Annotated in this window: 22 protein-coding genes, 2 tRNA genes and 2 pseudogenes; 7 read left to right on the top strand and 19 right to left on the bottom strand. The window is 63.0% G+C overall.

Going from position 1 to position 23,338, the window contains the following annotated elements; translation table 11 throughout:
• Nucleotides 1–43: 43 nt before the first annotated feature.
• The 5 genes from ACAW63_RS00130 to ACAW63_RS00110 all read right to left on the bottom strand — a co-directional run bounded on the left by ACAW63_RS00130 (nucleotide 44) and on the right by ACAW63_RS00110 (nucleotide 4,349).
• Nucleotides 44–1,012, bottom strand: a complete 969-nt coding sequence (locus ACAW63_RS00130; protein WP_042855646.1) for a DUF932 domain-containing protein — start codon at nucleotides 1,010–1,012, stop codon at nucleotides 44–46.
• Nucleotides 1,013–1,109: 97 nt separating this feature from the next.
• Entirely contained in the window at nucleotides 1,110–1,439 is a 330-nt protein-coding gene (locus tag ACAW63_RS00125; RefSeq protein WP_042855647.1) for a hypothetical protein, read from the bottom strand.
• Nucleotides 1,440–1,764: 325 nt separating this feature from the next.
• Nucleotides 1,765–2,472 carry a Crp/Fnr family transcriptional regulator gene (locus ACAW63_RS00120; RefSeq protein WP_003090707.1) on the bottom strand — a complete coding sequence of 236 codons (708 nt, stop codon included), beginning with the start codon at nucleotides 2,470–2,472 and terminating at the stop codon, nucleotides 1,765–1,767.
• 81 nt (nucleotides 2,473–2,553) lie between these two features.
• Nucleotides 2,554–3,126 (bottom strand): hypothetical protein, encoded by a 573-nt coding sequence (locus tag ACAW63_RS00115; RefSeq protein WP_021219115.1) that lies wholly within the window; start codon nucleotides 3,124–3,126, stop codon nucleotides 2,554–2,556.
• The gene (locus tag ACAW63_RS00110) at nucleotides 3,123–4,349 is read right to left on the bottom strand and encodes a sterol desaturase family protein (RefSeq protein WP_043241603.1); all 1,227 of its coding nucleotides are present in this window, start codon (nucleotides 4,347–4,349) and stop codon (nucleotides 3,123–3,125) included. Before ACAW63_RS00110 ends, ACAW63_RS00115 begins: the two co-directional genes overlap by 4 nt.
• A 212-nt stretch (nucleotides 4,350–4,561) precedes the next feature.
• On the opposite strand from ACAW63_RS00110, the gene ACAW63_RS00105 reads away from it, so the two are divergent.
• Nucleotides 4,562–5,254 (top strand): SDR family NAD(P)-dependent oxidoreductase, encoded by a 693-nt coding sequence (locus ACAW63_RS00105; protein WP_021219117.1) that lies wholly within the window; start codon nucleotides 4,562–4,564, stop codon nucleotides 5,252–5,254.
• Nucleotides 5,255–5,425: 171 nt separating this feature from the next.
• Here the strand turns inward: ACAW63_RS00105 and ACAW63_RS00100 are convergent.
• The 11 genes and pseudogenes from ACAW63_RS00100 to ACAW63_RS00050 all read right to left on the bottom strand — a co-directional run.
• Nucleotides 5,426–5,578 (bottom strand): annotated as a pseudogene (locus ACAW63_RS00100) (integrase); the annotation flags it as partial.
• A gap of 50 nt (nucleotides 5,579–5,628) precedes the next feature.
• The gene (locus ACAW63_RS00095; RefSeq protein ID WP_042855650.1) at nucleotides 5,629–6,873 is read right to left on the bottom strand and encodes a tyrosine-type recombinase/integrase; all 1,245 of its coding nucleotides are present in this window, start codon (nucleotides 6,871–6,873) and stop codon (nucleotides 5,629–5,631) included.
• A 187-nt stretch (nucleotides 6,874–7,060) separates the two neighbouring features.
• Nucleotides 7,061–8,161 (bottom strand): redox-regulated ATPase YchF, encoded by a 1,101-nt coding sequence (gene ychF / locus ACAW63_RS00090; protein ID WP_331319302.1) that lies wholly within the window; start codon nucleotides 8,159–8,161, stop codon nucleotides 7,061–7,063.
• A 39-nt stretch (nucleotides 8,162–8,200) separates the two neighbouring features.
• The gene (gene pth / locus ACAW63_RS00085) at nucleotides 8,201–8,785 is read right to left on the bottom strand and encodes an aminoacyl-tRNA hydrolase (RefSeq protein WP_193452056.1); all 585 of its coding nucleotides are present in this window, start codon (nucleotides 8,783–8,785) and stop codon (nucleotides 8,201–8,203) included.
• Between the two features lie 38 nt (nucleotides 8,786–8,823).
• Nucleotides 8,824–9,438 (bottom strand): 50S ribosomal protein L25/general stress protein Ctc, encoded by a 615-nt coding sequence (locus ACAW63_RS00080; protein WP_275608634.1) that lies wholly within the window; start codon nucleotides 9,436–9,438, stop codon nucleotides 8,824–8,826.
• Between the two features lie 113 nt (nucleotides 9,439–9,551).
• Nucleotides 9,552–10,493, bottom strand: coding sequence for a ribose-phosphate pyrophosphokinase (locus ACAW63_RS00075; protein ID WP_015478849.1), 942 nt, complete (start codon nucleotides 10,491–10,493; stop codon nucleotides 9,552–9,554).
• Nucleotides 10,494–10,545: 52 nt separating this feature from the next.
• Nucleotides 10,546–10,620, bottom strand: a tRNA-Gln gene (locus ACAW63_RS00070).
• A 61-nt stretch (nucleotides 10,621–10,681) separates the two neighbouring features.
• A tRNA-Gln gene (locus ACAW63_RS00065) sits at nucleotides 10,682–10,756 on the bottom strand.
• Between the two features lie 31 nt (nucleotides 10,757–10,787).
• Nucleotides 10,788–11,636 (bottom strand): 4-(cytidine 5'-diphospho)-2-C-methyl-D-erythritol kinase, encoded by an 849-nt coding sequence (gene ispE / locus ACAW63_RS00060; protein WP_371230832.1) that lies wholly within the window; start codon nucleotides 11,634–11,636, stop codon nucleotides 10,788–10,790.
• A 1-nt stretch (nucleotide 11,637) separates the two neighbouring features.
• Nucleotides 11,638–12,255 (bottom strand): lipoprotein insertase outer membrane protein LolB, encoded by a 618-nt coding sequence (gene lolB, locus ACAW63_RS00055; RefSeq protein WP_371230831.1) that lies wholly within the window; start codon nucleotides 12,253–12,255, stop codon nucleotides 11,638–11,640.
• 3 nt (nucleotides 12,256–12,258) lie between these two features.
• Nucleotides 12,259–14,026: pseudogene (locus ACAW63_RS00050) on the bottom strand (tetratricopeptide repeat protein).
• A 146-nt stretch (nucleotides 14,027–14,172) separates the two neighbouring features.
• Here ACAW63_RS00050 and hemA point away from each other — a divergent pair.
• From hemA to ACAW63_RS00020, 6 genes are all read left to right on the top strand, one after another.
• Nucleotides 14,173–15,441 carry a glutamyl-tRNA reductase gene (gene hemA / locus ACAW63_RS00045; RefSeq protein WP_371230829.1) on the top strand — a complete coding sequence of 423 codons (1,269 nt, stop codon included), beginning with the start codon at nucleotides 14,173–14,175 and terminating at the stop codon, nucleotides 15,439–15,441.
• Nucleotides 15,438–16,520 carry a peptide chain release factor 1 gene (gene prfA / locus ACAW63_RS00040; protein ID WP_371230827.1) on the top strand — a complete coding sequence of 361 codons (1,083 nt, stop codon included), beginning with the start codon at nucleotides 15,438–15,440 and terminating at the stop codon, nucleotides 16,518–16,520. The genes hemA and prfA overlap by 4 nt, the downstream gene beginning before the upstream one ends.
• Before the next feature lie 10 nt (nucleotides 16,521–16,530).
• Entirely contained in the window at nucleotides 16,531–17,361 is an 831-nt protein-coding gene (gene prmC, locus ACAW63_RS00035) for a peptide chain release factor N(5)-glutamine methyltransferase (RefSeq protein WP_371230825.1), read from the top strand.
• Nucleotides 17,355–18,110 carry a molybdopterin-synthase adenylyltransferase MoeB gene (locus tag ACAW63_RS00030; protein ID WP_371230824.1) on the top strand — a complete coding sequence of 252 codons (756 nt, stop codon included), beginning with the start codon at nucleotides 17,355–17,357 and terminating at the stop codon, nucleotides 18,108–18,110. Before prmC ends, ACAW63_RS00030 begins: the two co-directional genes overlap by 7 nt.
• Nucleotides 18,103–18,897, top strand: coding sequence for a glutamate racemase (gene murI / locus ACAW63_RS00025; protein WP_371230822.1), 795 nt, complete (start codon nucleotides 18,103–18,105; stop codon nucleotides 18,895–18,897). The genes ACAW63_RS00030 and murI overlap by 8 nt, the downstream gene beginning before the upstream one ends.
• 115 nt (nucleotides 18,898–19,012) lie before the next feature.
• The gene (locus ACAW63_RS00020; RefSeq protein WP_275608626.1) at nucleotides 19,013–19,534 is read left to right on the top strand and encodes an acyloxyacyl hydrolase; all 522 of its coding nucleotides are present in this window, start codon (nucleotides 19,013–19,015) and stop codon (nucleotides 19,532–19,534) included.
• Nucleotides 19,535–19,994: 460 nt separating this feature from the next.
• On the opposite strand, the gene phrB is transcribed toward ACAW63_RS00020, so the two are convergent.
• Genes phrB through ACAW63_RS00005 form a run of 3 tightly spaced genes read right to left on the bottom strand, consistent with a single transcriptional unit; the run spans nucleotide 19,995 to nucleotide 23,338 of the window.
• Nucleotides 19,995–21,422, bottom strand: coding sequence for a deoxyribodipyrimidine photo-lyase (gene phrB, locus ACAW63_RS00015; protein WP_371230819.1), 1,428 nt, complete (start codon nucleotides 21,420–21,422; stop codon nucleotides 19,995–19,997).
• A complete protein-coding gene (locus ACAW63_RS00010) occupies nucleotides 21,419–22,360 on the bottom strand; it encodes a MerR family transcriptional regulator (RefSeq protein ID WP_371230817.1) in 942 nt (313 codons plus the stop codon). The genes phrB and ACAW63_RS00010 overlap by 4 nt, the downstream gene beginning before the upstream one ends.
• Before the next feature lie 18 nt (nucleotides 22,361–22,378).
• The gene (locus ACAW63_RS00005; protein ID WP_371230816.1) at nucleotides 22,379–23,338 is read right to left on the bottom strand and encodes a YbgA family protein; all 960 of its coding nucleotides are present in this window, start codon (nucleotides 23,336–23,338) and stop codon (nucleotides 22,379–22,381) included.

Genomic DNA, 23,338 nt, shown 5'->3' with positions numbered 1-23,338 from the left:
CAGCGAAGCGGGTCGGGCGTTATGGGGTGGGATTAGTAAAAGGTCAGGCGACCAGTTGCAGGGCCGTATCCAGAGCGCGTTGCTTGATCTGGGCACCTTGGCCGAACCAGGCAGAGTCGAGGCGGTACTCTGTGCTGCGTGCCCGTCGCTCGTGATCAACGTACTCGGTCACGGCATTGAGCAAGCCCCAGGCGGTGCCGCGAGCTGAGTCCAGCTGGCTGCCCCGGCCACGGCCTTCGTACAGCTCCTGCACTTTGCGCAGGGCGCGCTCGTTCGGCAGCTGCTCCGGCAAGGCGCCGGTCGGGCTGGTCTCGCACATCACGTTCATAAAGAAGCCCAGTGCCTCATGCCACTGCACCTTGCGTTCAGCCAGGTGGCGCATGCGGTACATGAAGTCGTCCCATTGCGAGACAGCAATGCCGAGCTGCTTCTTCACCAGATCACCGTCGAAGCGGGTGCTGTGCGGCACCTTGATCGCACGGCTGGTGCCGTCCAGGGCGATGGTCAGCGTGTTGTTGCAGACCACACGGATAGTAGTGGGCGTTGCTGTGGTGGCCAGTGTGCCGTCGCAGGAAGTGGCCAGCAGCAAATAGCCATTTACTTGGTCGTTGCCCTTGAGCGCAGCGCCCTGTCCGGTACGCGCCAGTGCCCAGAACTTGCGACCGCCCTTGAGCACGCCAGCGGTTTCCAGCTCGTAGCCGGAGACCTCGGTCAGGTCACGATAAAATTCGAGCACTTCCCGAGGCTGCACGGTGTGATAGCGCTGCGAGACCACTGACAGCGGTGCCTTGGTGTCCGAACGGTAGAGCACCTTCTGCTCGGGGAAGGAGTGGATCGCGCCCAGATGGCCGATGGCGTCCGACTTGAAGTGCACTGGGCTTTCCATGATCTGCCAGTCCATACCGGCTTCGCGTTGCCAGACTTCGATGGGCTGTTTCTGCGGCAGGTTGTTGCCCAAGCCGTGCCACGGAGTAGCGCCAACGTAGGCCATTTGTTCGATTTGATGAGCCATGACGAGTTTCCTTTAGGTGCAGGCCGGCAAAAAGCGCTGCGCATGGCGCAGCACCGGCAATCAGTGATGGAGAAGGAAGAGGAGAGCGGTGGCCGGATCAGGTCGGCAGGTTGAAGCGATGACCGCAGATCAGGCAGAGGTTGTGGGCCAGGACGTGACGGTCGAGTGACTCGCCGAGCTGAGCGCCGAGCGCACAACCACCGACGCCTCCGACCAGGCCACCGAGAATGGCGCCGGATGCCGAGCCGAGTGTGATACCTACAGGGCCGGCAATTACGCCGAGTGCTGCGCCGGCCTTGCCGCCTGCCAGAGCAGCACTGATGCCGCGTGCGAGGCCGCCGACAGCGCCGATGGCCGCGCCGGTTTTCATGGCGTGATGGAACGAAGCGACTTTGGGGGAGTGACAGCGAGGGCACTGCAATGACATGGGGGGAACCTCTTTGGTGCGGATGTCATTGCAGTAATGTGTGGTTGAGATTTTTTTGAATCGAATGGCTGCTTTTCAGCAGCGCTAACTGAGTGCGAACTGGCTGGAGTCGGCCAAAAGCAGTCTTTGATTGGTGACCAAGCGGCCCTCGTGCGGGGGCAGTTATTAGGCCCAAAGGTCTCTAGGAAAGCCGGGGCTATTGATAGGGCCGGTTCACCTCTAGCATTGTGGTCAGGTGGTACTGATGAAGTCAGGTGGTGAGTCCACTCATGATCAACAGCGATGCACTCGGCCCTGCGAAAATTACATCGAGATTAGTGCCGGCTCAGTTAGCCGCGTGCTCAGAAAGCCCAGCTGGATCAATTACTCGAATATGCCGAAAACCGATCTTAATCAGTCCCGCCTTTTCCAGTTGTTTTAGCAGCCCGTTGATAGTCTGGCGGGAAGAACCAAGTATGGAGGCTAAATCCGCCTGAGAAACATTCAAAATAACTTCCTCAGAGCCTGTTGCCGGTGGTTGCAGCAACAACAGTTCTGCTAAACCTGTACGCAGCCGTTGCAGCGGCACGATCATCTGGCCATCGGCAAAGTGCCGCATAAAAGCGGCATAGCGCTTGGCAATAAAAAGTGTAATTGCCTTGCAATAGAGAGGTTCCTCTTCAAGGATTCGCTCGAATTGCTGCAGAGGCAGCATTAGTAATTGCACATTGGTATCGGCGATCACAGCCACATCGGCCTTTTCGCCTGTAATCAGGGCGAGGAAGTTGAACCAAAATCCTCTCTCGCCAATCATATAAAGCTTCTCCTCACCCTCGAATAGCAGCCGCGAAACCCGCACGCGCCCCTCAAGCACTACTGAGGCTGCAGTCGGTCGGCTGCCTTGGGCAGTGATCACCTGCCCTTTGCGATAGTGGCGCAATACGGAAGACTGGATGATTTTGTCTTGCACTTCCCCCGGCAAGCTTGCGAACCAGTCATCTGCCTCGCGCAGGCGGTAGATTGTCTGATGGGCTGCGTCATCTATGTTTTGCATTTGGAAACCTTGGAAACATCGATGTTGGGTCTTAACCACATTCGACAGTTTCCCAAGATATGGGATGCAGGGGAAGCCGAATTAACGGCTCGCAGCTAACAGCGGCACCACCCTATCCCGGTGCAGCAGCAGCAGGGCTAAAGACAGCAAGTAGTGCAGCCATTGGATGCCAGATAGCGGTCCGAGCATCTCTTCACCGGTTGCACCGGCCGCTAGACTAACGATGAACACTAGCGCCGCCCCGAGTGGCATTACCCGCCGCGTCACTAAGGCTGTGGCACAGATTAACAAGACAGAGCCAAGAGGCACCAGCATGCGCCAGGTGTCAAATCCCGACACGCTAATCACCACCCCGAAGCTCCCAACCAAGAGCGCGAAGCGCCCTGCGGCCGTGATGCGCTGAGCAACAGAGTCATCTGGCCAGCGCAGTGCAATGACCAGCAGCGGGAAACCTGCGCTGGCGGCAACCAGGCCGGTAAAGCGATGTGGGCCGGCGAACAACTCACCATACTGGTAATGCAGTGTACCAATCGCTGCCGCCAGGCCGATCAGGCCGCAACCAATGGCTAGAGCAGGGCGCTGGCGCAGCTGGACAAAGGCAATGGAAAAGGCAACCACAGCCAAGATCAAGTCGGAAATGGCATCGGCATTCATTGGGAAGTCCACAAAGCAGCAGGTTTGAAGGAAGTGCGGCTGAGCCATGCAGCGCTGCCTAGCATTACAACCAATAACATCAGCTTGAGTGCGATGGGCATACTAAAACCGAACCAGTCAGGTAGAGCAGCAAAGGCAATGCCCAGTCCTATGACACGGCACTGCTCAAAACGCCGTGCATTGGCACGTCCTTCCAATAGTGACGTGAGAGAGATTGCCGAAATGGCAAAGCCAGCGGCGTAGAGTGCCAGTAAGGTCTTCGGCAAGGTGTTGACTAGCGTCAGAAAATGCATGAGGAACAACATTGCAAGCACCTGATGCACTACCGCATAGCGTTTGACCGCATCGGGTGTACACGGATCGTAATACTTAAACTGCGACGGCTCGTAAGGCTCGCTCGCCTCATCGTGCCAGCCACCAGGTGGTGCCAGCCAGACGCCAAGTTTAGCCCGCCAGCCCGGGGTGGCTTTGGATTTCTGCCAGAGCTCAATGTAGTAATGCATGTTGCCCCAGAATGGGTTAAGGCTCTGCAACGGTGTGCGCACGCCGTAGATGACCTTCTCGTCCTTGCGCTCCTCGGCGAAGGTACCGAATAGGCGATCCCAGAGAATCAGAATGCCCCCGTAGTTTGTGTCCATGCAGTAGTCATTTTGCCCATGATGGACGCGATGGTTTGAGGGTGTGACGAAGATGCGATCAAGCCAGCCCAAACGACCAATTACCTCGGTATGCACCCAGTACTGGTAAAGCAAGTCGATCAGCAACACCCCGGCAAACACGCTGGGCGGCACACCGGCCACTGCCATCGGTAGATAGAATATCCAGCCCAGAAGTGCGCTCGTCGAGGACTGGCGTAAGGCTGTTGCCAGGTTGAAGTACTCGGAAGAGTGATGCGATACGTGCCCGGCCCACAGCAAGCCAATTTCATGGTTCATACGGTGATGCCAGTAGTAGAAAAAGTCGTAGGCCACAAGGGCTCCGACCCATACCCACAGGCTATCGCTAGGCAAGGTCGTGGCGCGGTAGGCTTCGAATACCAGAGTGTAAACGCCCAGTTTCGCCAACTTGGTGAACGCCCCAACCACCTGGCTCAATAGACCATATTGGTAGCTGCTGATGGCATCAGGTATGGAATACGCCGCTAGCCCGCGGCGGTGCGCCAGCCATGCTTCCAGCAAGGTGGTGGTTAAAAAAATCGGTATGGCAAACACGATCAGATTCATTGCGCGCGATCCTTTTCTCTCGACTCAAGAAAGTTGAGCGGCTGATGGCTTTCAGCGACTCAGCGACCAGGCAAGTTAGCACTCTTGACTGTGCCCACTTGTCGGCTCGGCGACAGGTTCTGCACGGCAATAGTGGCAACCTAGCTGACCACTCGTGCCGGGGCTCAGTGCTCAGTGCAGCCCTGGTGTAGTCCACTTCAAGGAGAATAAGCGTGAGTAAAGTAGTCGCAATTAGCGGTGGATTCGGTTGTCTAGGTATAGCGGTAGGCGAGGCGTTCGCGGCCAATGGTTGGCGGGTGGCCCTGATTGATCAGGCCAGCGTGCCGCGACCCCTGGCCGACACGGCGCGCTCTGAAAAACTGCTTATCGGCGCGGTCGATCTAACCGATCTGCACATGGCAAATTGTGCAATGCAGCAGGTGCAGCAGCATTTTCAAGGATTAGATGCGCTCATCAACGTGGCGGGTGGTTTTCGCTGGGAGACCATCGAGGGCGGCGATCTTGCGACCTGGGATTTGATGTATCAAATGAACGTGCGCACTGCCGCAACGGCTAGCATGGCCGCGCTGACACACCTGAAGAAAGCCGAAGCCGGGCGCATTATCAACATTGCAGCCGGAGCGGCCAGTAAGGCCAGCCTAGGCATGGGGGCCTATGCTGCAGCAAAGTCCGGGGTGATGCGCCTTACGGAGGCGTTGGCCGAAGAGTTGAAAGATCAGCGCATCACGGTCAATGCGATCATGCCATCGATCATCGATACCCCGCAGAACCGCCTCGATATGCCTGATGCGGATGCCACCCGCTGGGTTACGCCAGAGCAGGTCGCTAATGTGATCGTATTTTTAGCCTCTCAGGAGGCTAGTGCAATCACAGGTGCAGCTATCGCTGTAAATGGGCGGTGCTAATTTATTAGGCCGGCTGTCGACATAGCAGAGTGGCTGCCTAGAGCCGTTCTTCTCACCCAGGGTTCGCCCGATCCTAATGATCCTAATGATCCTAATGATCCTAATGCGGCATGCGTGGCCTATGCGTGGGGAACTGCCTGTTGTTACCGGCTGCTTTGGGCTTGCTGTGGGTCACTTCTTGCTCGTGCAGAACTTGGCCCATTCCGCCATCAGTGCACTGCGCTTCTCCAGAAGGTCGGAGCGCGAATAGGCCGCCTCGGTCTGGTCGCGTTCATCATGGGCAAGCGCAAGCTCACAAACCTCTCTCGGGTAGTTGGTGCATTCGGGTGAAAGCGCCAGCCGATGTTTTCGTAATCAGCGACGTCTCTTTCCATTCAGCCTAAGTCCTTTTTCCAGCTGTCCAGCATGTCCGCCCATCTCTGCATCATCATGGCTCGATCACTCAAATACTCGGCATGGTTGTAGGTGCGGCGGACAGCGTTTTGCTCGGTATGGGCGAGCTGTCTTTCGATCCAGTCTGCTGAATAGCCCATCTCATTGAGTCTGGTGCTGCCCGTTGTCCTCGTGGCATGCGGGCTGTATTTACCTCCCCAGCCAAGGGTGTTGAGCATCTGGCGGAATGAGGCCGCAACCATTGGGCGGGTGCGTACGTCGCGGTGAGGAAATACGTGGGTGTATTTTCCTGTGATGGAATGCAGGCCTCGCAGTATTTCGACTGCCTGTCGCGGCAGTGGCACCGTGTGCTCTTTGCGCTTTTTCATCCGCTCGGCGGGAATGCGCCAAAGCGCCTTCTCCAGGTCAAATTCTGCCCACTGAGCCTCTACAGCTTCATTGGGGCGGCACAGAGTCAGCCACATGAGCTGGAAAGCGCAGAGGGTCTCATGGCGTCCGCCGTGAGATTCGACATCGCGTAACAGTTGGCCAATTTCTTCGGTGGAGAGAGGGCGTTTGTGCTGAGTCTTGTTGGCTGGCAGGGCTTTTCGAACGGGGTGTACCGGGTCGGTGCTGGCTCGCAACGTGGAAATTGCCAGTTCGAAAACTCCGGACATGCTCCGCTTGGCCTCTGCGGCAACAGATGGGCCATTATCTTGAGCGGCTGCTCTGAGCACTTCAAGAATGTGCATGGGGGTGATGGCTTTGATCGGCAGTTCACCGATTTTGGGAAATACGACGCGTTCAAGCATGTTGAGTCGTCTGGACTTGGTGATCTCCTCCCAGTCCTTCAGTGAAAGCCACTCTTTGGCGACGGCTTCAAACGTAATGGCCTTCTCGTGGTCGCGCTTCACCCGCTCCTGTTGCCGGTGGTGCGCGGGATTGATGCCCTGTATGACTAGGGCACGGGCTTTCACGCGCTCATCGCGTGCCTCTGCAAGAGTGAAGCGGCGCCCTTTGCGGCGCTCTTCGGCGTGCTCGGGTGATTCCCCTTTGGGCGCGATTACATAGTCCCCAATCGCGAACACGCTTTCCTTCCTGCTAGTTCCGTCGTTCAGCTCGAACCGATAGCGCCATGCCTTAACCCCGTTAGGCTTCACCTCAAGGTAAAGGCCATTGCCATCTGTGAGCTTGTAGGGCTTTTCCTTGGGCTTGGCGGTACGGCACTCGGTATCGGTAAGCGGCATGGCTGCTCAATCCTGGTATACCCGGTTATATGGGGAGGTGAATTTTTCGATACCCGGTAGCGTACCCGGTAAATATGCGGATCGTATAGATTCTTTTCGGACCTTTTCGGAAAAGAAAAACCCCTTAAGGCTTTATTCCTCAAGGGGTTTCGTGTCCGGTAAGATCCGGTGAAATCCTAATTTCTGTTTAGACGTTGAAGCGGAAGTGCATCACGTCGCCGTCCTTGACGATGTAGTCCTTGCCTTCCAGGCGCCATTTGCCGGCTTCTTTCGCGCCCTGTTCGCCCTTGAACTGGATGAAGTCGTCATAGGCGACGACTTCGGCGCGGATGAAGCCTTTTTCGAAGTCGGTGTGGATCACGCCGGCGGCCTGCGGGGCGGTGGCGCCGACGCGGACGGTCCAGGCGCGGACTTCCTTCACACCGGCGGTGAAGTAGGTCTGCAGGTGCAGCAGTTCGTAGCCGGCGCGGATCACGCGGTTCAGGCCCGGCTCCTCGAGGCCGAGGGATTCGAGGAACATGTCCTTCTCTTCGCCGTCGTCCAGCTCGGCGATCTCGGCTTCGATCTTGTTGCACACCGGCACGACCATGGCGCCTTCTTCTTCGGCGATGGCGCGGACGACGTCCAGGTGCGGGTTGTTCTCGAAGCCGTCTTCGGCAACGTTGGCGATGTACATGACCGGCTTGCTGGTGAGCAGGTGGAAGCCGCGGATGACGCGCTTGTCTTCATCGCTCATGTTCTTCATCAGCGAGCGGGCGGGTTTGCCTTCGCTGAAGTGGGGGATGAGCTTTTCCAGCAGGGCTTTCTGCGCCAGGGCGTCCTTGTCGCCGCCCTTGGCGTTGCGCGCGACCTTCTGCAGTTGCTTCTCGCAGCTGTCGAGGTCGGCGAAGATCAGTTCGAGGTCGATGATCTCGATGTCGCGCTTGGGGTCGACGCTGTTGGAGACGTGGATGACGTTCTCGTCTTCGAAGCAGCGCACGACGTGGGCGATGGCGTCGGTCTCGCGGATGTTGGCGAGGAACTTGTTGCCCAGGCCTTCACCCTTGGACGCACCCGCAACGAGGCCGGCGATGTCGACGAATTCCATGGTGGTCGGCAGCACGCGCTCGGGCTTGACGATCTCGGCCAGCGCATCGAGGCGGGCGTCGGGCATCGGCACGATGCCGCTGTTCGGCTCGATGGTGCAGAAGGGGAAGTTTTCCGCCGCGATGCCGGATTTGGTCAGGGCGTTGAACAGGGTGGACTTGCCGACGTTGGGCAGGCCGACGATGCCGCAGTTGAATCCCATGCTAGGTCCCTCGCGCCAGGTGGCGGAAAAGAGGTGTGATCAGGCCTTCTGGCTGTGCAGCTTCTGCATCGCGCGGGTCCAGTCCCCGTCGAGCATTTCCGGCAGCACGCCGAGGGCGGAGTCGATGCTGGTGTCGAGCAGTTCCTGTTCGGCGCGCGGGGCGCGGCCAAGAACGAAACCGGAGACCAGGCTGCTGTGCCCCGGATGGCCTATGCCAAGCCGCAGGCGATGGAAACCGTTCTGGTTGCCAAGCTGGGCGATGATGTCGCGCAGCCCGTTGTGCCCGCCGTGTCCGCCGCCCTTCTTGAGCTTGGCGACGCCGGGGGGCATGTCGAGTTCGTCGTGGGCCACCAGGATGGCTTCGACCGGAATGCGGAAGAATCCGGCGAGCGCCGCCACGGCCTGGCCGCTGCGGTTCATGTAGGTGGTGGGGATGAGCAGACGAACGTCGCGGCCCTTGTGGCTGAACTTGCCGACGAGGCCGAAGTACTTCTTGTCGAGTGACAGGTTCGCGCGTTGCGCGTCCGCCAGTCGCTCAACGAAAAGGGCCCCCGCGTTATGCCGGGTCTGGTCGTATTCAGGGCCTGGATTTCCCAGGCCGACGATCAGTTGTACGGCAGTCACGACGGGGGCCCCTTCCTTAAAGGCAATGGTGCGCGCGATTACTCGGCAGCAGCTTCGCCTTCACCTTCTTCTTTCACTACGCGGGAAGCGTGGATGTTGGCGACGGCCAGGTCGTTACCGTGGGCCAGTTGCACCAGCTCTACGCCTTTCGGCAGCTTCAGGTCGGACAGGTGAACGATCTGGCCCAGTTCTACCTTGGCCAGGTCGACTTCGATGAATTCCGGCAGGTCTTTCGGCAGGCAGGAAACTTCGACTTCGGCGATCACGTGGGAGATCTCGCCGCCACCAACCTTGACGCCAACAGCGGTGGCTTCGTTGATGAAGTGCAGCGGTACGTGAGCGGTCAGCTTCTGGCCGGCAACGACGCGCTGGAAGTCAGCATGCATGACGAAGCCTTTGGACGGGTGACGCTGCAGGGCCTTGATCAGTACGGTTTCCTTGGCGGCACCGACGTTCAGGGTGATCACGTGGCTGAAGGCAGCCTCGTTTTCCAGCAGCTTGGCAACTTCGCGCAGTTCCAGGGTCAGGGATTGCGGGGCTTTCTCGCCACCGTAAACCACAGCCGGGATCAGGCCAGCATTACGACGCAGGCGGCGGCTCGCACCTTTCCCCAGGTCGGAACGCTCTTGAGCATTCAGTACAAAATCAACCATTTGACTATCTCCAAAATGACAAGATCGCCCGGACGCTTGCGACCAGCGTTCGGGCGATTTTGCTAAATGCCCCATCGACATGACGGGGCGCTTTACGTCAGTGCTGTCCCGCCTTAGCGGAACATGGCGCTGATCGATTCTTCATTGCTGATGCGGCGCATGGCTTCAGCGACAACCGGAGCGATGTCCAGCTGGCGGATGCGGCCACAGGCTTGTGCAGCAGCGGACAGCGGGATGGTGTTGGTCACCACCAGCTCGTCCAGTACGGAATTTTCGATGTTCTCGATGGCACGGCCAGACAGCACCGGGTGGGTGCAGTAGGCGATCACCTTGGCGGCGCCGTGCTCTTTCAGAGCCTTGGCGGCATGGCCGAGGGTGCCGGCGGTATCGACCATGTCGTCGACCAGTACGCAGGTACGGCCTTCGACATCACCGATAATGTGCATGACTTCGGACTGGTTGGCCTTCGGACGACGCTTGTCGATGATGGCCAGATCAACGCCCAGGGACTTGGCGACGGCGCGAGCACGCACCACACCACCGATGTCCGGGGAGACGATCATCAGGTTCTCGAAGCGCTGGTCTTCGATGTCGTCGACCAGTACGGGGGAGCCGTAGATGTTGTCGACGGGGATATCGAAGAAGCCCTGGATCTGGTCGGCGTGCAGGTCAACGGTCAGAACGCGGTTGACGCCTACGACGGTCAGCATGTCGGCAACGACTTTGGCGCTGATGGCCACGCGGGCGGAACGCGGACGGCGGTCCTGACGGGCGTAACCGAAGTAGGGGATGACGGCGGTGATACGAGTCGCCGAGGAGCGGCGGAAGGCGTCAGCCATCACCACCAGTTCCATCAGGTTGTCGTTGGTCGGTGCGCAGGTCGGTTGAATCAGGAAGACGTCCTTACCACGGACGTTTTCGTTGATTTCGACGCTGATTTCGCCGTCGGAGAACTTACCGACAGAAACGTCACCGAGGGGAATGTGCAGCTGCCGTACGACACGGCGTGCCAGATCGGGGTTGGCGTTCCCCGTGAAAACCATCATTTTGGACACGCTGCGGTACCTGTGTCGGCTTGAGGGTAGGCCCGGTTGAGCCAGAAGAAAATGGCAGGGGCGGCTGGATTCGAACCAACGCATGGCAGGATCAAAACCTGCTGCCTTACCGCTTGGCGACGCCCCTGTAGCTTACAACTTGCGGAGCAATGTGTTCGTTGATGCTGTACGTATGACCCTGTGGGTTATGGCAGGGGCGGCTGGATTCGAACCAACGCATGGCAGGATCAAAACCTGCTGCCTTACCGCTTGGCGACGCCCCTGTATCGTACAACCGATTACATTGCTTTCTTCTCAGGCCTGGCCTTGAAGCTTGCGGTGCAACATCGAGATGTTACGCCCCTGGGCGACAAAACTTGGCAGAGTGGCCGGAAGTTGGCGGCGAACTTTATCAGCATCGCCTTGATTTGGGAAGCTCCCAAACACACAAGCTCCGGTGCCGGTCAATCTCGCTTCGGTAAATTTACCTAGCTGGATCAGTGCGTTACGTACATCCGGGTAACGCTTCTCGACGACCGGCTGGCAGTCGTTATGACCGTCCACCCCGAGAAGGCTGCGAACTTTAATGGGCGGAGTATCCCGTGTCAACTCGGGATCGGAGAAAACTTCTGCTGTGCTGACAAAGACTTGCGGCACGACGACGAGGAACCAGGGCTCATCCAGCTCCACCGGCGTGAGCTTCTCGCCGACGCCTTCGGCGAAGGCCGCGCGGCCGCGCACGAATACCGGCACGTCGGCGCCCAGGCTAAGGCCCAGCGCGGCGAGGCGGTCTTCGTCCCAGTCGAGCCTCCACAGGTGCTTGAGGCCGAGCAGGGTGGTGGCGGCGTCGGAACTGCCGCCGCCGATGCCGCCGCCCATGGGCAGGCGCTTGTCCAGCCAGATGTCTGCGCCCAGCTTCGTGCCCGATTGTTCCTGTAGCCGGCGCGCGGCTTTGACGATCAGGTTGCTGTCGTGGGGAACGCCTTCGATGTCGGTGTTCAGGCGGATTTCGCCGTCCTCGCGCAGGGCGAATTGCAGTTCGTCGCCGTGGTCGAGGAATTGAAAGAGGGTCTGCAGCTCGTGGTAGCCGTCGGGACGGCGGCCGTTGATGTGCAGGAACAGGTTGAGCTTCGCCGGGGCCGGCAGGGTCAGGCGGTCCTGCATATCAGTGGCCCAGTTGGCGCGGCTGCCAGGTCTTCACCACCAGGGTCACATCCAGGTCCTGGCCGTGCAGCTTCAGGCGCTCGGGCAGCCAGTAGCCGTCCTGTTCACTGTAGCGGGTGTATTCCACTTCCCAGCCGTCCTGTTCGAGTTTGGCCAGGCGGCTGTCGCCGTCGAGGGTCAGGCGGCTCTTGCTGTCCGGCGCGGGCAGGCCGCGAATCCACCAGAGCAGGTGGGACACCGGCAGGCGCCAGCCCATCTGTTGTTCCAGCAGTTCCTCCGGGGAGGCGGCTTCATAGCGGCCCTGGCCTGCGACTTCCAGGGTCACTGCGCCTTCGCGCCCGGTCAGGCGCGCTGCGCCACGACCCAGCGGGCCGGACAGGCGGATGTCGTAATAGCCTTGGCGTTGCAGCCAGAACAGGGTGCCGCTGCCTGAGTCTTTCGGCGCGCGGATGCCGACCTTGCCATCGATCTGCCAGCCGTCGAGGGCGGTGATCTGGGTCTTGTGGGCATTCCAGGCGGTGGCGTTGCCCTGGCCTTCCAGGGACTCGTGGGTGCCAAGGCCGGTGCAGCCGGCAAGCAGGGCGAGGGCGGCGGCGCCGAGGAGGTGACGTAAACGCATAGATCAGAGGGTTCCGGAACCGGTCAGGCGCTTCATGGTGTCGCGCAGGACGGTGCTGTCGGGCTGGGCTTGTAGGGCGGCGGCCCACACTTGGCGTGCTTCGCTCTGCTTGCCCTGGGCCCAGAGCACTTCGCCCAGGTGGGCGGCGACTTCATGGTCGGGGAAGCGTTCCAGCGCCTTGCGCAGGTAGCCTTCGGCTTCGCTGAGGTTGCCCAGGCGGTAGTTGACCCAGCCCAGGCTATCGAGGATCGCGGGGTCGTCCGGGTTCAGCGAGTGGGCCTTCTGGATCAGGTCGCGGGCTTCACTGTAGCGGGTGGTGCGGTCGGCCAGGGTGTAGCCCAGGGCGTTGAGCGCCATGGCGTTGTCCGGCTCGCGCTGGATGATCAGGCGCAGGTCCTGCTCCATCTGTGCCAGGTCGTTGCGCTTCTCGGCCAGCATGGAGCGGGTATAGAGCAGGTTGAGATCGTCCGGGAATTGCTTGAGGCCCTGCTGGATGACGTTCCAGGCGCGGTCGACCTGGTCGCGGTTGGACAGGCCCTCGGCTTCGATCAGGTACAGCTGGATGGCATAGTCCGGCTGGCGCTCGCGGGCTTCGGCGAGGCGGCGGGAGGCTTCGTCGACGCGTTTCTGGTCGAGCAGGATTTCGGTCTGGCGGAGCTGGGCCGGGAGGAAGTCGTTGCCCGGGCCGACCTGGGCATATTCCTTGAGCGCGGTGTCTGGCTGCTTCTGTTCCTCGGCCAGGCGGCCCAGGTTGAAGTGGGCGGCGTCGACGTGGCTGTCGCGCTCGACCAGTTCCTGCAGGTAGACCTTGGCTTCGTCCCAGGCCTGGGCCTCCAGGCAGACCAGCGCCAGGGAGAAGCGCAGGTCGTCGTCATCCGGGAACTGTTCGACCAGCGCGGAGAACTCGGCCTTGGCCTCCTCCAGGCGGTTCTGCTCCACCAGCAGGCGGGCGTAGGCCAGGTGCACGCGCTTGTCGTCCGGGTGCTCCTTCATGCCGTTCTTCAGCAGCGGCAGCGCTTCGTCGCTGCGCTTCATGCTTTGCAGCAGGCGCGCGCGCAGCAGCAGCGGGGCGACGTCGTGCTTGCTCGCCGAGTTGTCTTCCAAGAGGTGCAGGGCTTCCTGCGGGCGGCCGTCCTGCTGCAGCAGCAGGGCTTTGCCGAACAGCAGCTGGCCGTTGTCCGGGTACTTCTTCAGCAGGCGGTCGAAGCTCTGCAGCAGGCCCGCGCGGGTGTCCGGGTCGGTCTCGGCGGCGGACAGCGCGAGGAAGTCGAAGTGGGTGTCGCCCTGGCCATTGAGGACTTTCTCCATGTACACCATGGATTCGTCGTACTGCCCGGTGCGCGCCAACTGGATGGCGGCGGCGCGCTGGGCGTCGAGGTTGTCCGGCGCGGCCTTGGCCCAGATCAGCGAGGTGTCCAGGGCTTCCTGGTCGGCGCCCAGGTACTCGGCGATGCGGAAGGCGCGCTCGGCGACGCCCGGGTCCTGAGTGGCACGGGCCTGTTCGACGTAGTTGGCAAGGGCGATGTCGAAGCGGTTGCGCTGGCCGGCGAGCTCCGCGGTCAGCAGCGAAAACAGGGTCTCTTCGCTGAACGAGCCGTACTTCTGCTGCTTCTGGGCAGCGGCGGCCTTGTCCTTCTCGGCGGAAGAACCCTCCGGGGTTTTATGGGAAAGAGACTGGCAGCCACCGAGCAGCAGCAGAGCAGTCAGCAGCGCAAGAGACTTGTTCATAGAGGAAGGACGAGGGCCTGACCTGCGAAATAGCGCCCATCATGACATAAGGAATGTGGCAATCCCATGGGCAAGCGCGGCATCGGGCCTTGTATACGATTTGCAGTGTGCGATACGTCGCGGGTGGTTGTCCTTCACAAGGCTAAGTAGGACAATTGCGGGCTTTCCGATCAGCATCAGCGATTCTGCATGGCCTTCATTGCCCTCGGTATCAACCACAAGACCGCGTCCGTGGCCGTCCGCGAGCGCGTGGCTTTTACTCCCGAGCAGATGGTCGAGGCCTTGCAACTGCTCTGCCGCCTCACGTCCAGCCGCGAAGCCGCCATCCTCTCCACCTGCAACCGCAGCGAACTCTACCTGGAGATCGAGCACCCGGACGCCGGTGATGTGCTGGCCTGGCTGGCCGATTACCACCATCTGAACATCGACGACCTGCGCGCCTGCGCCTACGTGCACCAGGACGACGAAGCGGTGCGCCACATGATGCGCGTCGCCGCCGGCCTGGACTCCATGGTACTAGGCGAGCCGCAGATTCTTGGCCAGATGAAGTCCGCCTACGCCGTGGCCCGCGAGGCCGGCACCATCGGACCCATGCTCGGCCGCCTGTTCCAGGCGACCTTCAGCACCGCCAAGACCGTGCGCACCGACACCGCCATCGGCGAGAACCCGGTGTCCGTGGCCTTCGCCGCGGTGAGCCTGGCTCGGCAGATATTCAGCGACCTGAGCCGCAGCCAGGCGCTGCTGATCGGCGCCGGCGAGACCATCACCCTGGTCGCCCGCCACCTGCACGAGCAGGGCGTGAAGCGCATCGTGGTCGCCAACCGTACCCTGGAGCGCGCCAGCCAGCTGGCCGAGCAGTTCGGCGCCCGCGCCATCCTGCTGGCGGACATGCCCGACGAACTGGTCAACAGCGACATCGTCATCAGTTCCACCGCCAGCCAGCTGCCGATCCTCGGCAAGGGCGCGGTGGAGCGCGCGCTGAAGCAGCGCCGGCACAAGCCGATGTTCATGGTCGACATCGCCGTGCCGCGCGACATCGAGCCGGAAGTCGGCGAGCTGGAGGACGTCTACCTCTATAGCGTCGACGACCTCCACGAAGTGGTCGCCGAGAACCTCAAGAGCCGCCAGGGCGCTGCCCAGGCCGCCGAGGAACTGGTCGGCGATGGCGTTCTCGAGTTCATGGCACGCCTGCGCGAGCTGGCCGCCGTTGACGTGCTGCGCGCCTACCGCCAGCAGGCCGAGCGCCTGCGCGACGAGGAAACCCAGAAGGCCCAGCGCCTGCTGGCCAACGGCGCCGACCCGATGGAAGTCATGGCGCAGCTCGCCCGCGGTCTGACCAACAAGTTGCTGCACGCGCCCAGCGTGCAGATGAAGAAACTCTCCGCCGAGGGCCGCATCGATGCGTTGGCCGTCGCGCAGGAACTGTTCGCCCTCGAGGAGGGCACTGACAAGCGATGAAAGCGTCCCTCCTGAAAAAGCTGGATATCCTCAGCGACCGCTATGAAGAGCTGACGGCTCTGCTGGGCGATGCCGAGGTCATCAGCGACCAGACCAAGTTCCGCGCCTACTCCCGTGAATACGCGGAAGTGGAACCGGTCATCCTCGCTTTCCGCGAGTTCCGCAAGGTGCAGTCGGATCTGGAGGGCGCCCAGGCGCTGCTCAAGGACAGCGACCCGGACCTGCGCGAGATGGCCGAGGAAGAAGTCGGGCAGGCCAAGGCCGCGCTGGTCGGTCTGGAGGATCGCCTGCAGCGCATGCTGCTGCCCAAGGACCCCAACGACGGCCGCAACGTCTTCCTGGAAATCCGCGCCGGCACCGGCGGCGACGAAGCCGCGATCTTCTCCGGCGACCTGTTCCGCATGTACTCCCGCTACGCCGAGAAGCAGGGCTGGCGCGTCGAGATCATGTCCGAGAACGAAGGCGAGCACGGCGGCTATAAGGAAGTCATCGCCCGTGTCGAGGGCGACAACGTCTACGCCAAGCTCAAGTTCGAGTCCGGCGCCCACCGCGTGCAGCGCGTGCCGGCCACCGAATCCCAGGGGCGCATCCACACCTCGGCCTGCACCGTGGCGGTGCTGCCCGAGCCGGACGAACAGGCGGCCATCGAGATCAACCCGGCCGACCTGCGCGTGGACACCTACCGCTCCTCCGGCGCCGGCGGCCAGCACGTGAACAAGACCGACTCGGCGGTGCGCATCACGCACATCCCGTCGGGCATCGTGGTCGAGTGCCAGGAAGAGCGCTCGCAGCACAAGAACCGCGCCAAGGCCATGGCCTGGCTGGCGGCCAAGCTCAACGACCAGCAGCAGGCCGCTGCCCAGCAGGCGATCGCCAGCACGCGCAAGCTGCTGGTCGGTTCGGGTGACCGTTCCGAGCGCATCCGCACCTACAATTTCCCCCAGGGCCGGGTGACCGACCACCGCATCAACCTCACCCTCTATTCCCTGGGCGAAGTGATGGAAGGCGCGGTGGAACAGGTGATCGAGCCCCTGCTGCAGGAATTCCAGGCCGACCAGCTGGCCGCACTGGGTGATTGAGAGAGCGGCGATGGCAACCATCATGACCCTGCTCAACGAGGCGCAACTGCCGGACTCGCCCAGCGCGCGACTGGATGCCGAGCTGCTGCTCGCTGCCGCCCTGGGCAAACCGCGCAGCTTCCTGCGTACCTGGCCGGAGCGAGTGGTCTGCCGTGAGGCCCACGACCTCTTCGACAGCTTCGTCGCCCGCCGCCGGGCCGGCGAGCCGGTGGCCTACATCCTGGGTCGCCAGGGCTTCTGGAGCCTGGACCTGGAAGTGGCGCCGCACACCCTGATCCCGCGCCCGGACACCGAACTGCTGGTGGAAACCGCCCTCGACCTGCTGCCGGCCACACCGGCCCGCGTGCTCGACCTGGGCACCGGCACCGGCGCCATCGCCCTGGCCCTGGCCTGTGAGCGTCCGGGCTGGCAGGTGCAGGGTGTGGACCGCGTGGCCGAGGCCGTGGCACTGGCCGAGCGCAACCGCGAGCGCCTGGACCTGGCCAACGCCGCCTTCCGCGCCAGTCAGTGGTTTTCCGAGCTGGCCGGCGAGCGCTTCTCGCTGATCGTCAGCAACCCGCCCTACATTCCCAGCGCCGACCCGCACCTCGCGCAGGGCGACGTGCGTTTCGAACCGTCGAGCGCGCTGGTCTCCGGGGCCGACGGCCTGGACGACATCCGCCTGATCATCGAGCAGGCGCCCGCGCACCTGGAGAACGGCGGCTGGCTGATGCTCGAACATGGCTTCGACCAGGCCGGCGCCGTGCGCGACCTGCTGCTGACCCGTGGCTTTGCCCGCGTGGAAAGCCGCCGCGACCTCGGTGGCCATGAACGAATCAGCCTGGGGAACTGGACATGCTGAGCGATAACGAACTGCTGCGTTACAGCCGGCAGATCCTGCTGCCGCAGATCGACGTCGACGGCCAGCTGCACCTGAAGGACAGCCGCGTGCTGGTCGTCGGCCTCGGCGGCCTGGGCGCCCCGGTGGCACTGTACCTGGCCGCCGCCGGCGTCGGCGAGCTGCACCTGGCGGACTTCGACAGCGTCGACCTGACCAACCTGCAACGGCAGATCATCCACGACACCGGCAGCGTCGGCACGAGCAAGGTGGACTCCGCCATCGCCCGCCTGAGCGCGATCAACCCGGACGTGAAACTGGTTGCCCATCGCCAGGCGCTGGACGCCGACTCTCTCGACGCGGCTGTGGCGGCAGTGGACCTGGTGCTGGATTGCTGCGACAACTTCGGCACCCGCGAGGCGGTCAACGCCGCCTGCGTCGCCGCGAAGAAGCCGCTGGTGAGCGGTGCGGCGATCCGCCTGGAAGGGCAGCTCTCGGTGTTCGACCCGCGCCGCGACGAAAGCCCCTGCTACCACTGCCTCTACGGCCACGGCAGCGAAGCCGAGCTGACCTGCAGCGAGGCCGGCGTGGTCGGTCCGCTGGTGGGCCTGGTGGGCAGCCTGCAGGCCCTGGAAGCGCTCAAGCTGCTGGCCGGGTTCGGCGAGCCGCTGGTGGGCCGCCTGTTGCTGATCGATGCGCTGGGCACACGCTTCCGCGAGTTGCGCGTCAAGCGTGACCCGCAGTGCGCCGTGTGCGGAGTGGCGCATGGCTGATGCCGCGCCCATCGGTGTCTTCGACTCCGGCGTTGGCGGGCTCAGTGTCCTTCACGAGATCCGCGCCCGGCTGCCCAACGAGTCGCTGATCTACCTTGCCGACTGCGGCCACGTCCCCTACGGCGAAAAGACCCCCGACTATATCCGCGAGCGTTGCCGCGCCATCGCGGACTTCCTGCTGGCCCGTGGCGCCAAGGCGTTGGTGCTGGCCTGCAACACCGCAACCGCTGCCGCTGCCGCCGACCTGCGCGAGCTGTACCCGCAGGTGCCGATCGTGGCCATGGAACCGGCGGTGAAGCCGGCCGCCGAGGCGACCCGCAGCGGCGTGGTGGGTGTCCTGGCGACCACCGGCACACTCAAGAGCGCGCGCTTCGCTGCTTTGCTCGATCGCTTCGCCGGCGATGTGCGGGTGATCACCCAGCCCTGTCCGGGACTGGTGGAGCGTATCGAGGCTGGCGATCTGAGCGGTCCGCAGACGCGCGAATTGCTGGGGCGCTATGTCGAGCCGTTGCTTGCCGAAGGCTGCGATACGCTGATCCTCGGCTGCACCCACTACCCGTTCCTGCGTCCGTTGCTGCGTGAGCTGATCCCCGCGGATATCTCGCTGGTCGATACCGGCGCGGCCGTGGCGCGTCAGCTGGAGCGTCTGCTCAAGGCGCGTGAGTTGCTGGCGGAGGGAGCGGCGGGGCGGACGGAGTTCTGGACCAGTGGCCCGGTGGAAAACCTGGAGAAGGTCATGCCGGTGCTGTGGGGAAGCGGCGAAATTGTCAGTTCCTTCAGCGGATGACAGAAAAATTACCTGCCAGCGACCATGCTCTGTCGGCCAAGTTCGAGAAGTGGTCTTATAATACCTAGCTATTCGCGGGGATTTTTCATTCAGCTTTCTCATTAAGGATGTTTCGATGAAGAAACTACTTTCGCTGGCCGCCTTGGCCGCATTGTCCCTGGGTCAGATTGTCAGCGTGCAGGCCGCCAGCCTTACTGGCGCCGTGGGTGCGACCGGTCAGGGCGACATGACCTATCGTTTGGGCCTGGGCTTCGATTGGGACAAGAGCTGGTGGGAAAGCTCCGTAGGACATCTCACCGGATACTGGGATGCGGGGTACACCTACTGGTCGGCCGGTGAGCGCGCCGGTGGCCGTCACTCGCTGTCGTTCGCCCCGGTGTTCGTCTACGAGTTTTCCGGCGAATCGGTCAAACCCTTCGTCGAAGCCGGCATCGGCATCGCCGCCTTCACTGGCTCGGAAGTGGGTGACCAGGATCTGGGCGGCTCGGTGAACTTCGAGGATCGCCTGGGCTTCGGCATGAAATTCAACGGCGGCCAGGCCGTCGGCGTGCGTGCGATCCACTACTCCAATGCCGGCCTCAGCCAGCCCAACGAAGGCATTGAGTCCTACAGCCTCTATTTCACGCAGCCTCTGTAACAGAACGCTGACGAAAAAAAGCCGGACCTTGGGTCCGGCTTTTTTGTGTCTGCTCTGCGGCTGGGCGGGTTCGCGAGCAAGCTCGCTCCTACGAAGAGCGGCACGGTGCATCGCCTGTAGGAGCGAGCTTGCTCGCGAACAGAAGTCCCCGGTCGCATCGGCGATGGATGCCGTCTGACCTTCGTCCCGGCGGCTCTCGTAGGAGCAACTGTCTTCTACCGGGTTAATCCCTGCCTGCGCTTCCCCCTCACCCCAGCCCTCTCCCTCAGGGAGAGGGAGCCGTCCGTGCCGGCTGACACTACGGTTTCATCCTGCACCGAACAGTCCCCTCTCCCGCTTGCGGGAGAGGGTCAGGGTGAGGGGCCCTTGATCTTGTAGGAGCGGACTTTGTCCGCGATCCACCTGGCACCGCAGCGCCCGGCGAAAACAATCGCGGAAGGAGTCCGCTCCTCCTGAAGCATCAAGGCTGGACGGAGAGTCCCTTGAACGCCTCCAGCGCCCGCTCCCGCGTGGCGGAAAGATCGACCATCGGCTGTGGATAACCTGCCGCGCCGAACAGCCCCAGCCGTGACGGATCGTGAATCGCCCGGCCTTCCACGCCGGCCAGCTCCGGCAGCCAGCGACGGATGAAGCGGCCGTCCGGGTCGAAGCGCTCGGATTGAGAGATCGGGTTGAAGAGGCGGAAGTAGGGCGCCGCATCGGTGCCGGTGGAGGCGCTCCACTGCCAGCCGCCGTTGTTCGCGGCCAGGTCGCCGTCGATCAGGTGGCGCATGAACCAGCGCTCGCCTTCGCGCCAGTCGATCAGCAGGTTCTTGGTGAGGAACATCGCCACTACCATGCGCAGGCGGTTGTGCATCCAGCCGGTGGCGAGCAGTTGGCGCATCGCCGCGTCGATGAGCGGGAAGCCGGTGCGGCCCTGCTGCCAGGCCTCCAGGTCCTGTCGGTCGTGGCGCCAGTTCAGCTTCTCGGTGTCCTCGCGGAAAGCGCGGTGCCGGCTCACGCGCGGGAAGCCGACCAGGATGTGCTTGTAGAACTCACGCCAGAGCAGTTCGTTGATCCAGCTGACCGCGCCGCTGTTGCCGGTTTCGAACTCGCCCTGGTTGTTGGCCAGCGCCGCGTGCAGGCATTGGCGGGGCGAGAGGACTCCGGCGGCGAGATAGGGTGAGAGCTGGCTGGTGCCGTCGCTGGCGGGGCAGTCGCGGCGCTCGTGGTAGCTCCCCAGACGCTCGTCGGCGAAGGTTTCGAGACGCTCGTGGGCTTCGCTCTCGCCGGCCGGCCAGTGACCGCGCAAATCCTCAGCGGGTGATTCGAAGCCGTCGATGCGTTCGGGCAGCGGATCGCTGGCCAGCTCCAGCGGCGCTTGAGCGCGCAGTGCCGGCTGCAAGGCGGGAACGCCCAGATTGAGGCGCTCGTAGCAGAGCTTGCGGAACTGGCTGTAGACCTGGAAGTAGCCGCCGCCCTTGGTGAGCAGGGTACCGGGGGCGAAGAGCAGTTGGTCGAGGTAGCTGCGCAGTTCGACGCCCTGGCCGGCCAGCCCACGCTTTACGGCGGCGTCCCGACGGGCTTCGTGCAGGCCGTATTCCTCGTTGATGTGCACCGCCCCGATGTCATGGTGGCGGCACAGTTCGGCGATCACCCGGGGCGCGTCGTTCCAGCGGTCCGCCGTGCGTACCAGCAGCGGGATGTTCAGCTCGGCAAGCCCGGCGCGCAACACTCGCAGATTGCGCAGCCAGAAGTCCACCTTGCAGGCGGCATCGTCGTGCTCGCGCCACTGGCCGGGGCTGAGCAGGAACAGGGCGATGACCGGCCCACGTTCGGCGGCTGCCGACAGGGCGGTGTTGTCGCGCAGGCGCAGGTCGGTGCGCAGCCAGACGAGTTGCCGCCTCATGCCGGTTCACCGTTGAGCAGGCCGAGTTCGCGCAGGCAGTGCAGGGCGCTGACCGGGTCCTGCGCCAGGTGCAGGGGCGCCGCGACCTCGGCCAGTTGTTCCTGGTGGATGCGCGCGGCGGCCCCGGCCAGCACGCGGGGGCAGTCGACGCCGGCCAGCACGCGCGGCAACTGAGCGAGATTGAGCGTCTGGCTGGAGTAGAGCAGCACCGCGCGGGGCTTCAGGCGTTCCACCGCCAGGGCCAGTTCGCCGGGTGGCAGCGGCCAGTCGAAGACTTCCAGCGGACAGCCGGCGCTGCTGGCCAGCCAGGCGCTGAGCCAGAGTCCCGGTTCCAGCGGCAGTTCGGAATGGTTCACCAGCAGCAGTGGTGCACCGCGCTGCTGGCGGTTGTGGTGGTAGAGGCGGGTGCCGAACTTGCTGCGCAGCCAGCCGTGGAAGAACACCCGCTCCAGTTGCGCGCCGAACTGGCCCTGCCAGCGTCGCTCCAGTTGCTCCAGCAGCGGCAGCATCAGGTGTTCGCAGAGGGTGTGCGCCGGGTAGACCGCCAGGGCGCCGTTGAACAGTTCGTCGAGCCGGCGCTCGCTGATCCGGCCGATGGCGCCGATGCATTGCTGCAGCAGGTCTTCCCAGGGCGAGGCGTCCGGCTCGGCGGCGGGCGGGTCGGGGTTGTCCAGCAGCGCGCGGACCTTGCTCACTGCCACGCCCCGCCCCAGCCAGGTGAGGATGGCCTGGATGCGCGCGATCTGCGCCTCGGAGTACAGGCGATGGCCCTTGGGCGTGCGCTGGGGCACCACCAGTCCGTAGCGCCGTTCCCAGGCGCGCAGGGTGACCGGGTTGACCCCGGTGCGCCTTGCCACCTCACGGATGGGCAGCCAGCCTTCGGCCAGGGCCTGGCGGTAATCGTCGTCCGTTTCGCGGTGTGGGTGGTCGGGCTTCATGGCGTTCCTGCCGGTACGTCAAATGGCATTGCGAAGGCTCAGGTCTTCGGGATGCGGTTGAAGGTAGGCCTGGGCATCGATGTAGGGATGCGGATGCCGGCGGAAGTGGTGCTTGAGCAGTGTCAGTGGAACCACCAACGGGATCACCCCGTTGCGATACTGGCCGATCAGCCGCTGTATCTCGGCTTTCTCCTCGGCCGGCAGGTCGTGCTTGAGATAGCCGGCCAGGTGCTGAAGTACGTTGCTGTGGGTGCCGCGCGTGGCGCAGGTACCCAACGCGCGCATGAAGTCGCGGAAGTAGGCCGGGGCGAAATCGTCCAGCGGTTGGTCGCCGATCATGGCCAGGCGCTGGCCAAGCACGTTGTATTGGCGAGGGTCGTGAGCCATCAGCTGGTACTTGTAGCGCGAGTGGAAGCGGATCACCGCGTGGCGTGTCAGGCCCTGCGCGCGGAGCTTCTGCCAGGCGGCGTAGGCGAACACGCGAGTGAGGAAGTTCTCGCGGATCACCGGGTCGTTCAATCGGCCTTCCTCCTCCACCGGCAGCTCCGGGCGAGCAGCACAGAAGGTTTCCGCATAGAGCCCGCGAACACCGGGCGGGCACGCCTGGCCATTGGAACGGTAGAGCTTCACCCGCTGCAGCCCGCAGGAGGGTGATTGCTGCATGAAGATGTAGCCGCAGATGTCCCGCAGCAGGCCGGCCTGCTCGCGGCCGAAGTCACGCAGGGCCGCGCTGACGTCGCGGTTGCCTTCCCGCTGGATCACCGCCCTCGGCGTGTCGTGGTCACCGACCAGGCGCAGGGTCGGTCGCGGCACGCCGAGGCCGATGGCGACTTCCGGGCACACCGGGACGAAATCGAAGTGGCGGCTGAGTACATCCAGGCACAGGCGCGAGACCTTGTGTCCGCCGTTGTAGCGCACCGGCTCGCCCAGCAGGCAGGCGCTGATACCGAGCTGGGGACGTGGCGTGGAGTTGGACAT

Source organism: Pseudomonas sp. QE6, from assembly GCF_041379005.1.
Lineage (GTDB): Bacteria > Pseudomonadota > Gammaproteobacteria > Pseudomonadales > Pseudomonadaceae > Pseudomonas.
This window is presented reverse-complemented; position numbering and strand designations above follow the sequence as displayed.

Excerpts from the sequence above, each read along its gene's own strand:
- ispE (WP_371230832.1), bottom strand. The coding sequence starts at position 11,636 with ATGCAGGACCGCCTGACCCTGCCGGCCCCGGCGAAGCTCAACCTGTTC.
- lolB (WP_371230831.1), bottom strand. The coding sequence starts at position 12,255 with ATGCGTTTACGTCACCTCCTCGGCGCCGCCGCCCTCGCCCTGCTTGCC.
- ACAW63_RS00130 (WP_042855646.1), bottom strand. The coding sequence starts at position 1,012 with ATGGCTCATCAAATCGAACAAATGGCCTACGTTGGCGCTACTCCGTGG.
- ACAW63_RS00005 (WP_371230816.1), bottom strand. The coding sequence starts at position 23,338 with ATGTCCAACTCCACGCCACGTCCCCAGCTCGGTATCAGCGCCTGCCTG.
- phrB (WP_371230819.1), bottom strand. The coding sequence starts at position 21,422 with ATGAGGCGGCAACTCGTCTGGCTGCGCACCGACCTGCGCCTGCGCGAC.
- murI (WP_371230822.1), top strand. The coding sequence starts at position 18,103 with ATGGCTGATGCCGCGCCCATCGGTGTCTTCGACTCCGGCGTTGGCGGG.
- ACAW63_RS00020 (WP_275608626.1), top strand. The coding sequence starts at position 19,013 with ATGAAGAAACTACTTTCGCTGGCCGCCTTGGCCGCATTGTCCCTGGGT.
- ACAW63_RS00110 (WP_043241603.1), bottom strand. The coding sequence starts at position 4,349 with ATGAATCTGATCGTGTTTGCCATACCGATTTTTTTAACCACCACCTTG.
- ACAW63_RS00080 (WP_275608634.1), bottom strand. The coding sequence starts at position 9,438 with ATGGTTGATTTTGTACTGAATGCTCAAGAGCGTTCCGACCTGGGGAAA.
- ychF (WP_331319302.1), bottom strand. The coding sequence starts at position 8,161 with ATGGGATTCAACTGCGGCATCGTCGGCCTGCCCAACGTCGGCAAGTCC.
- ACAW63_RS00120 (WP_003090707.1), bottom strand. The coding sequence starts at position 2,472 with ATGCAAAACATAGATGACGCAGCCCATCAGACAATCTACCGCCTGCGC.
- ACAW63_RS00095 (WP_042855650.1), bottom strand. The coding sequence starts at position 6,873 with ATGCCGCTTACCGATACCGAGTGCCGTACCGCCAAGCCCAAGGAAAAG.
- ACAW63_RS00010 (WP_371230817.1), bottom strand. The coding sequence starts at position 22,360 with ATGAAGCCCGACCACCCACACCGCGAAACGGACGACGATTACCGCCAG.
- ACAW63_RS00125 (WP_042855647.1), bottom strand. The coding sequence starts at position 1,439 with ATGTCATTGCAGTGCCCTCGCTGTCACTCCCCCAAAGTCGCTTCGTTC.
- prmC (WP_371230825.1), top strand. The coding sequence starts at position 16,531 with ATGGCAACCATCATGACCCTGCTCAACGAGGCGCAACTGCCGGACTCG.
- ACAW63_RS00030 (WP_371230824.1), top strand. The coding sequence starts at position 17,355 with ATGCTGAGCGATAACGAACTGCTGCGTTACAGCCGGCAGATCCTGCTG.
- prfA (WP_371230827.1), top strand. The coding sequence starts at position 15,438 with ATGAAAGCGTCCCTCCTGAAAAAGCTGGATATCCTCAGCGACCGCTAT.
- ACAW63_RS00115 (WP_021219115.1), bottom strand. The coding sequence starts at position 3,126 with ATGAATGCCGATGCCATTTCCGACTTGATCTTGGCTGTGGTTGCCTTT.
- hemA (WP_371230829.1), top strand. The coding sequence starts at position 14,173 with ATGGCCTTCATTGCCCTCGGTATCAACCACAAGACCGCGTCCGTGGCC.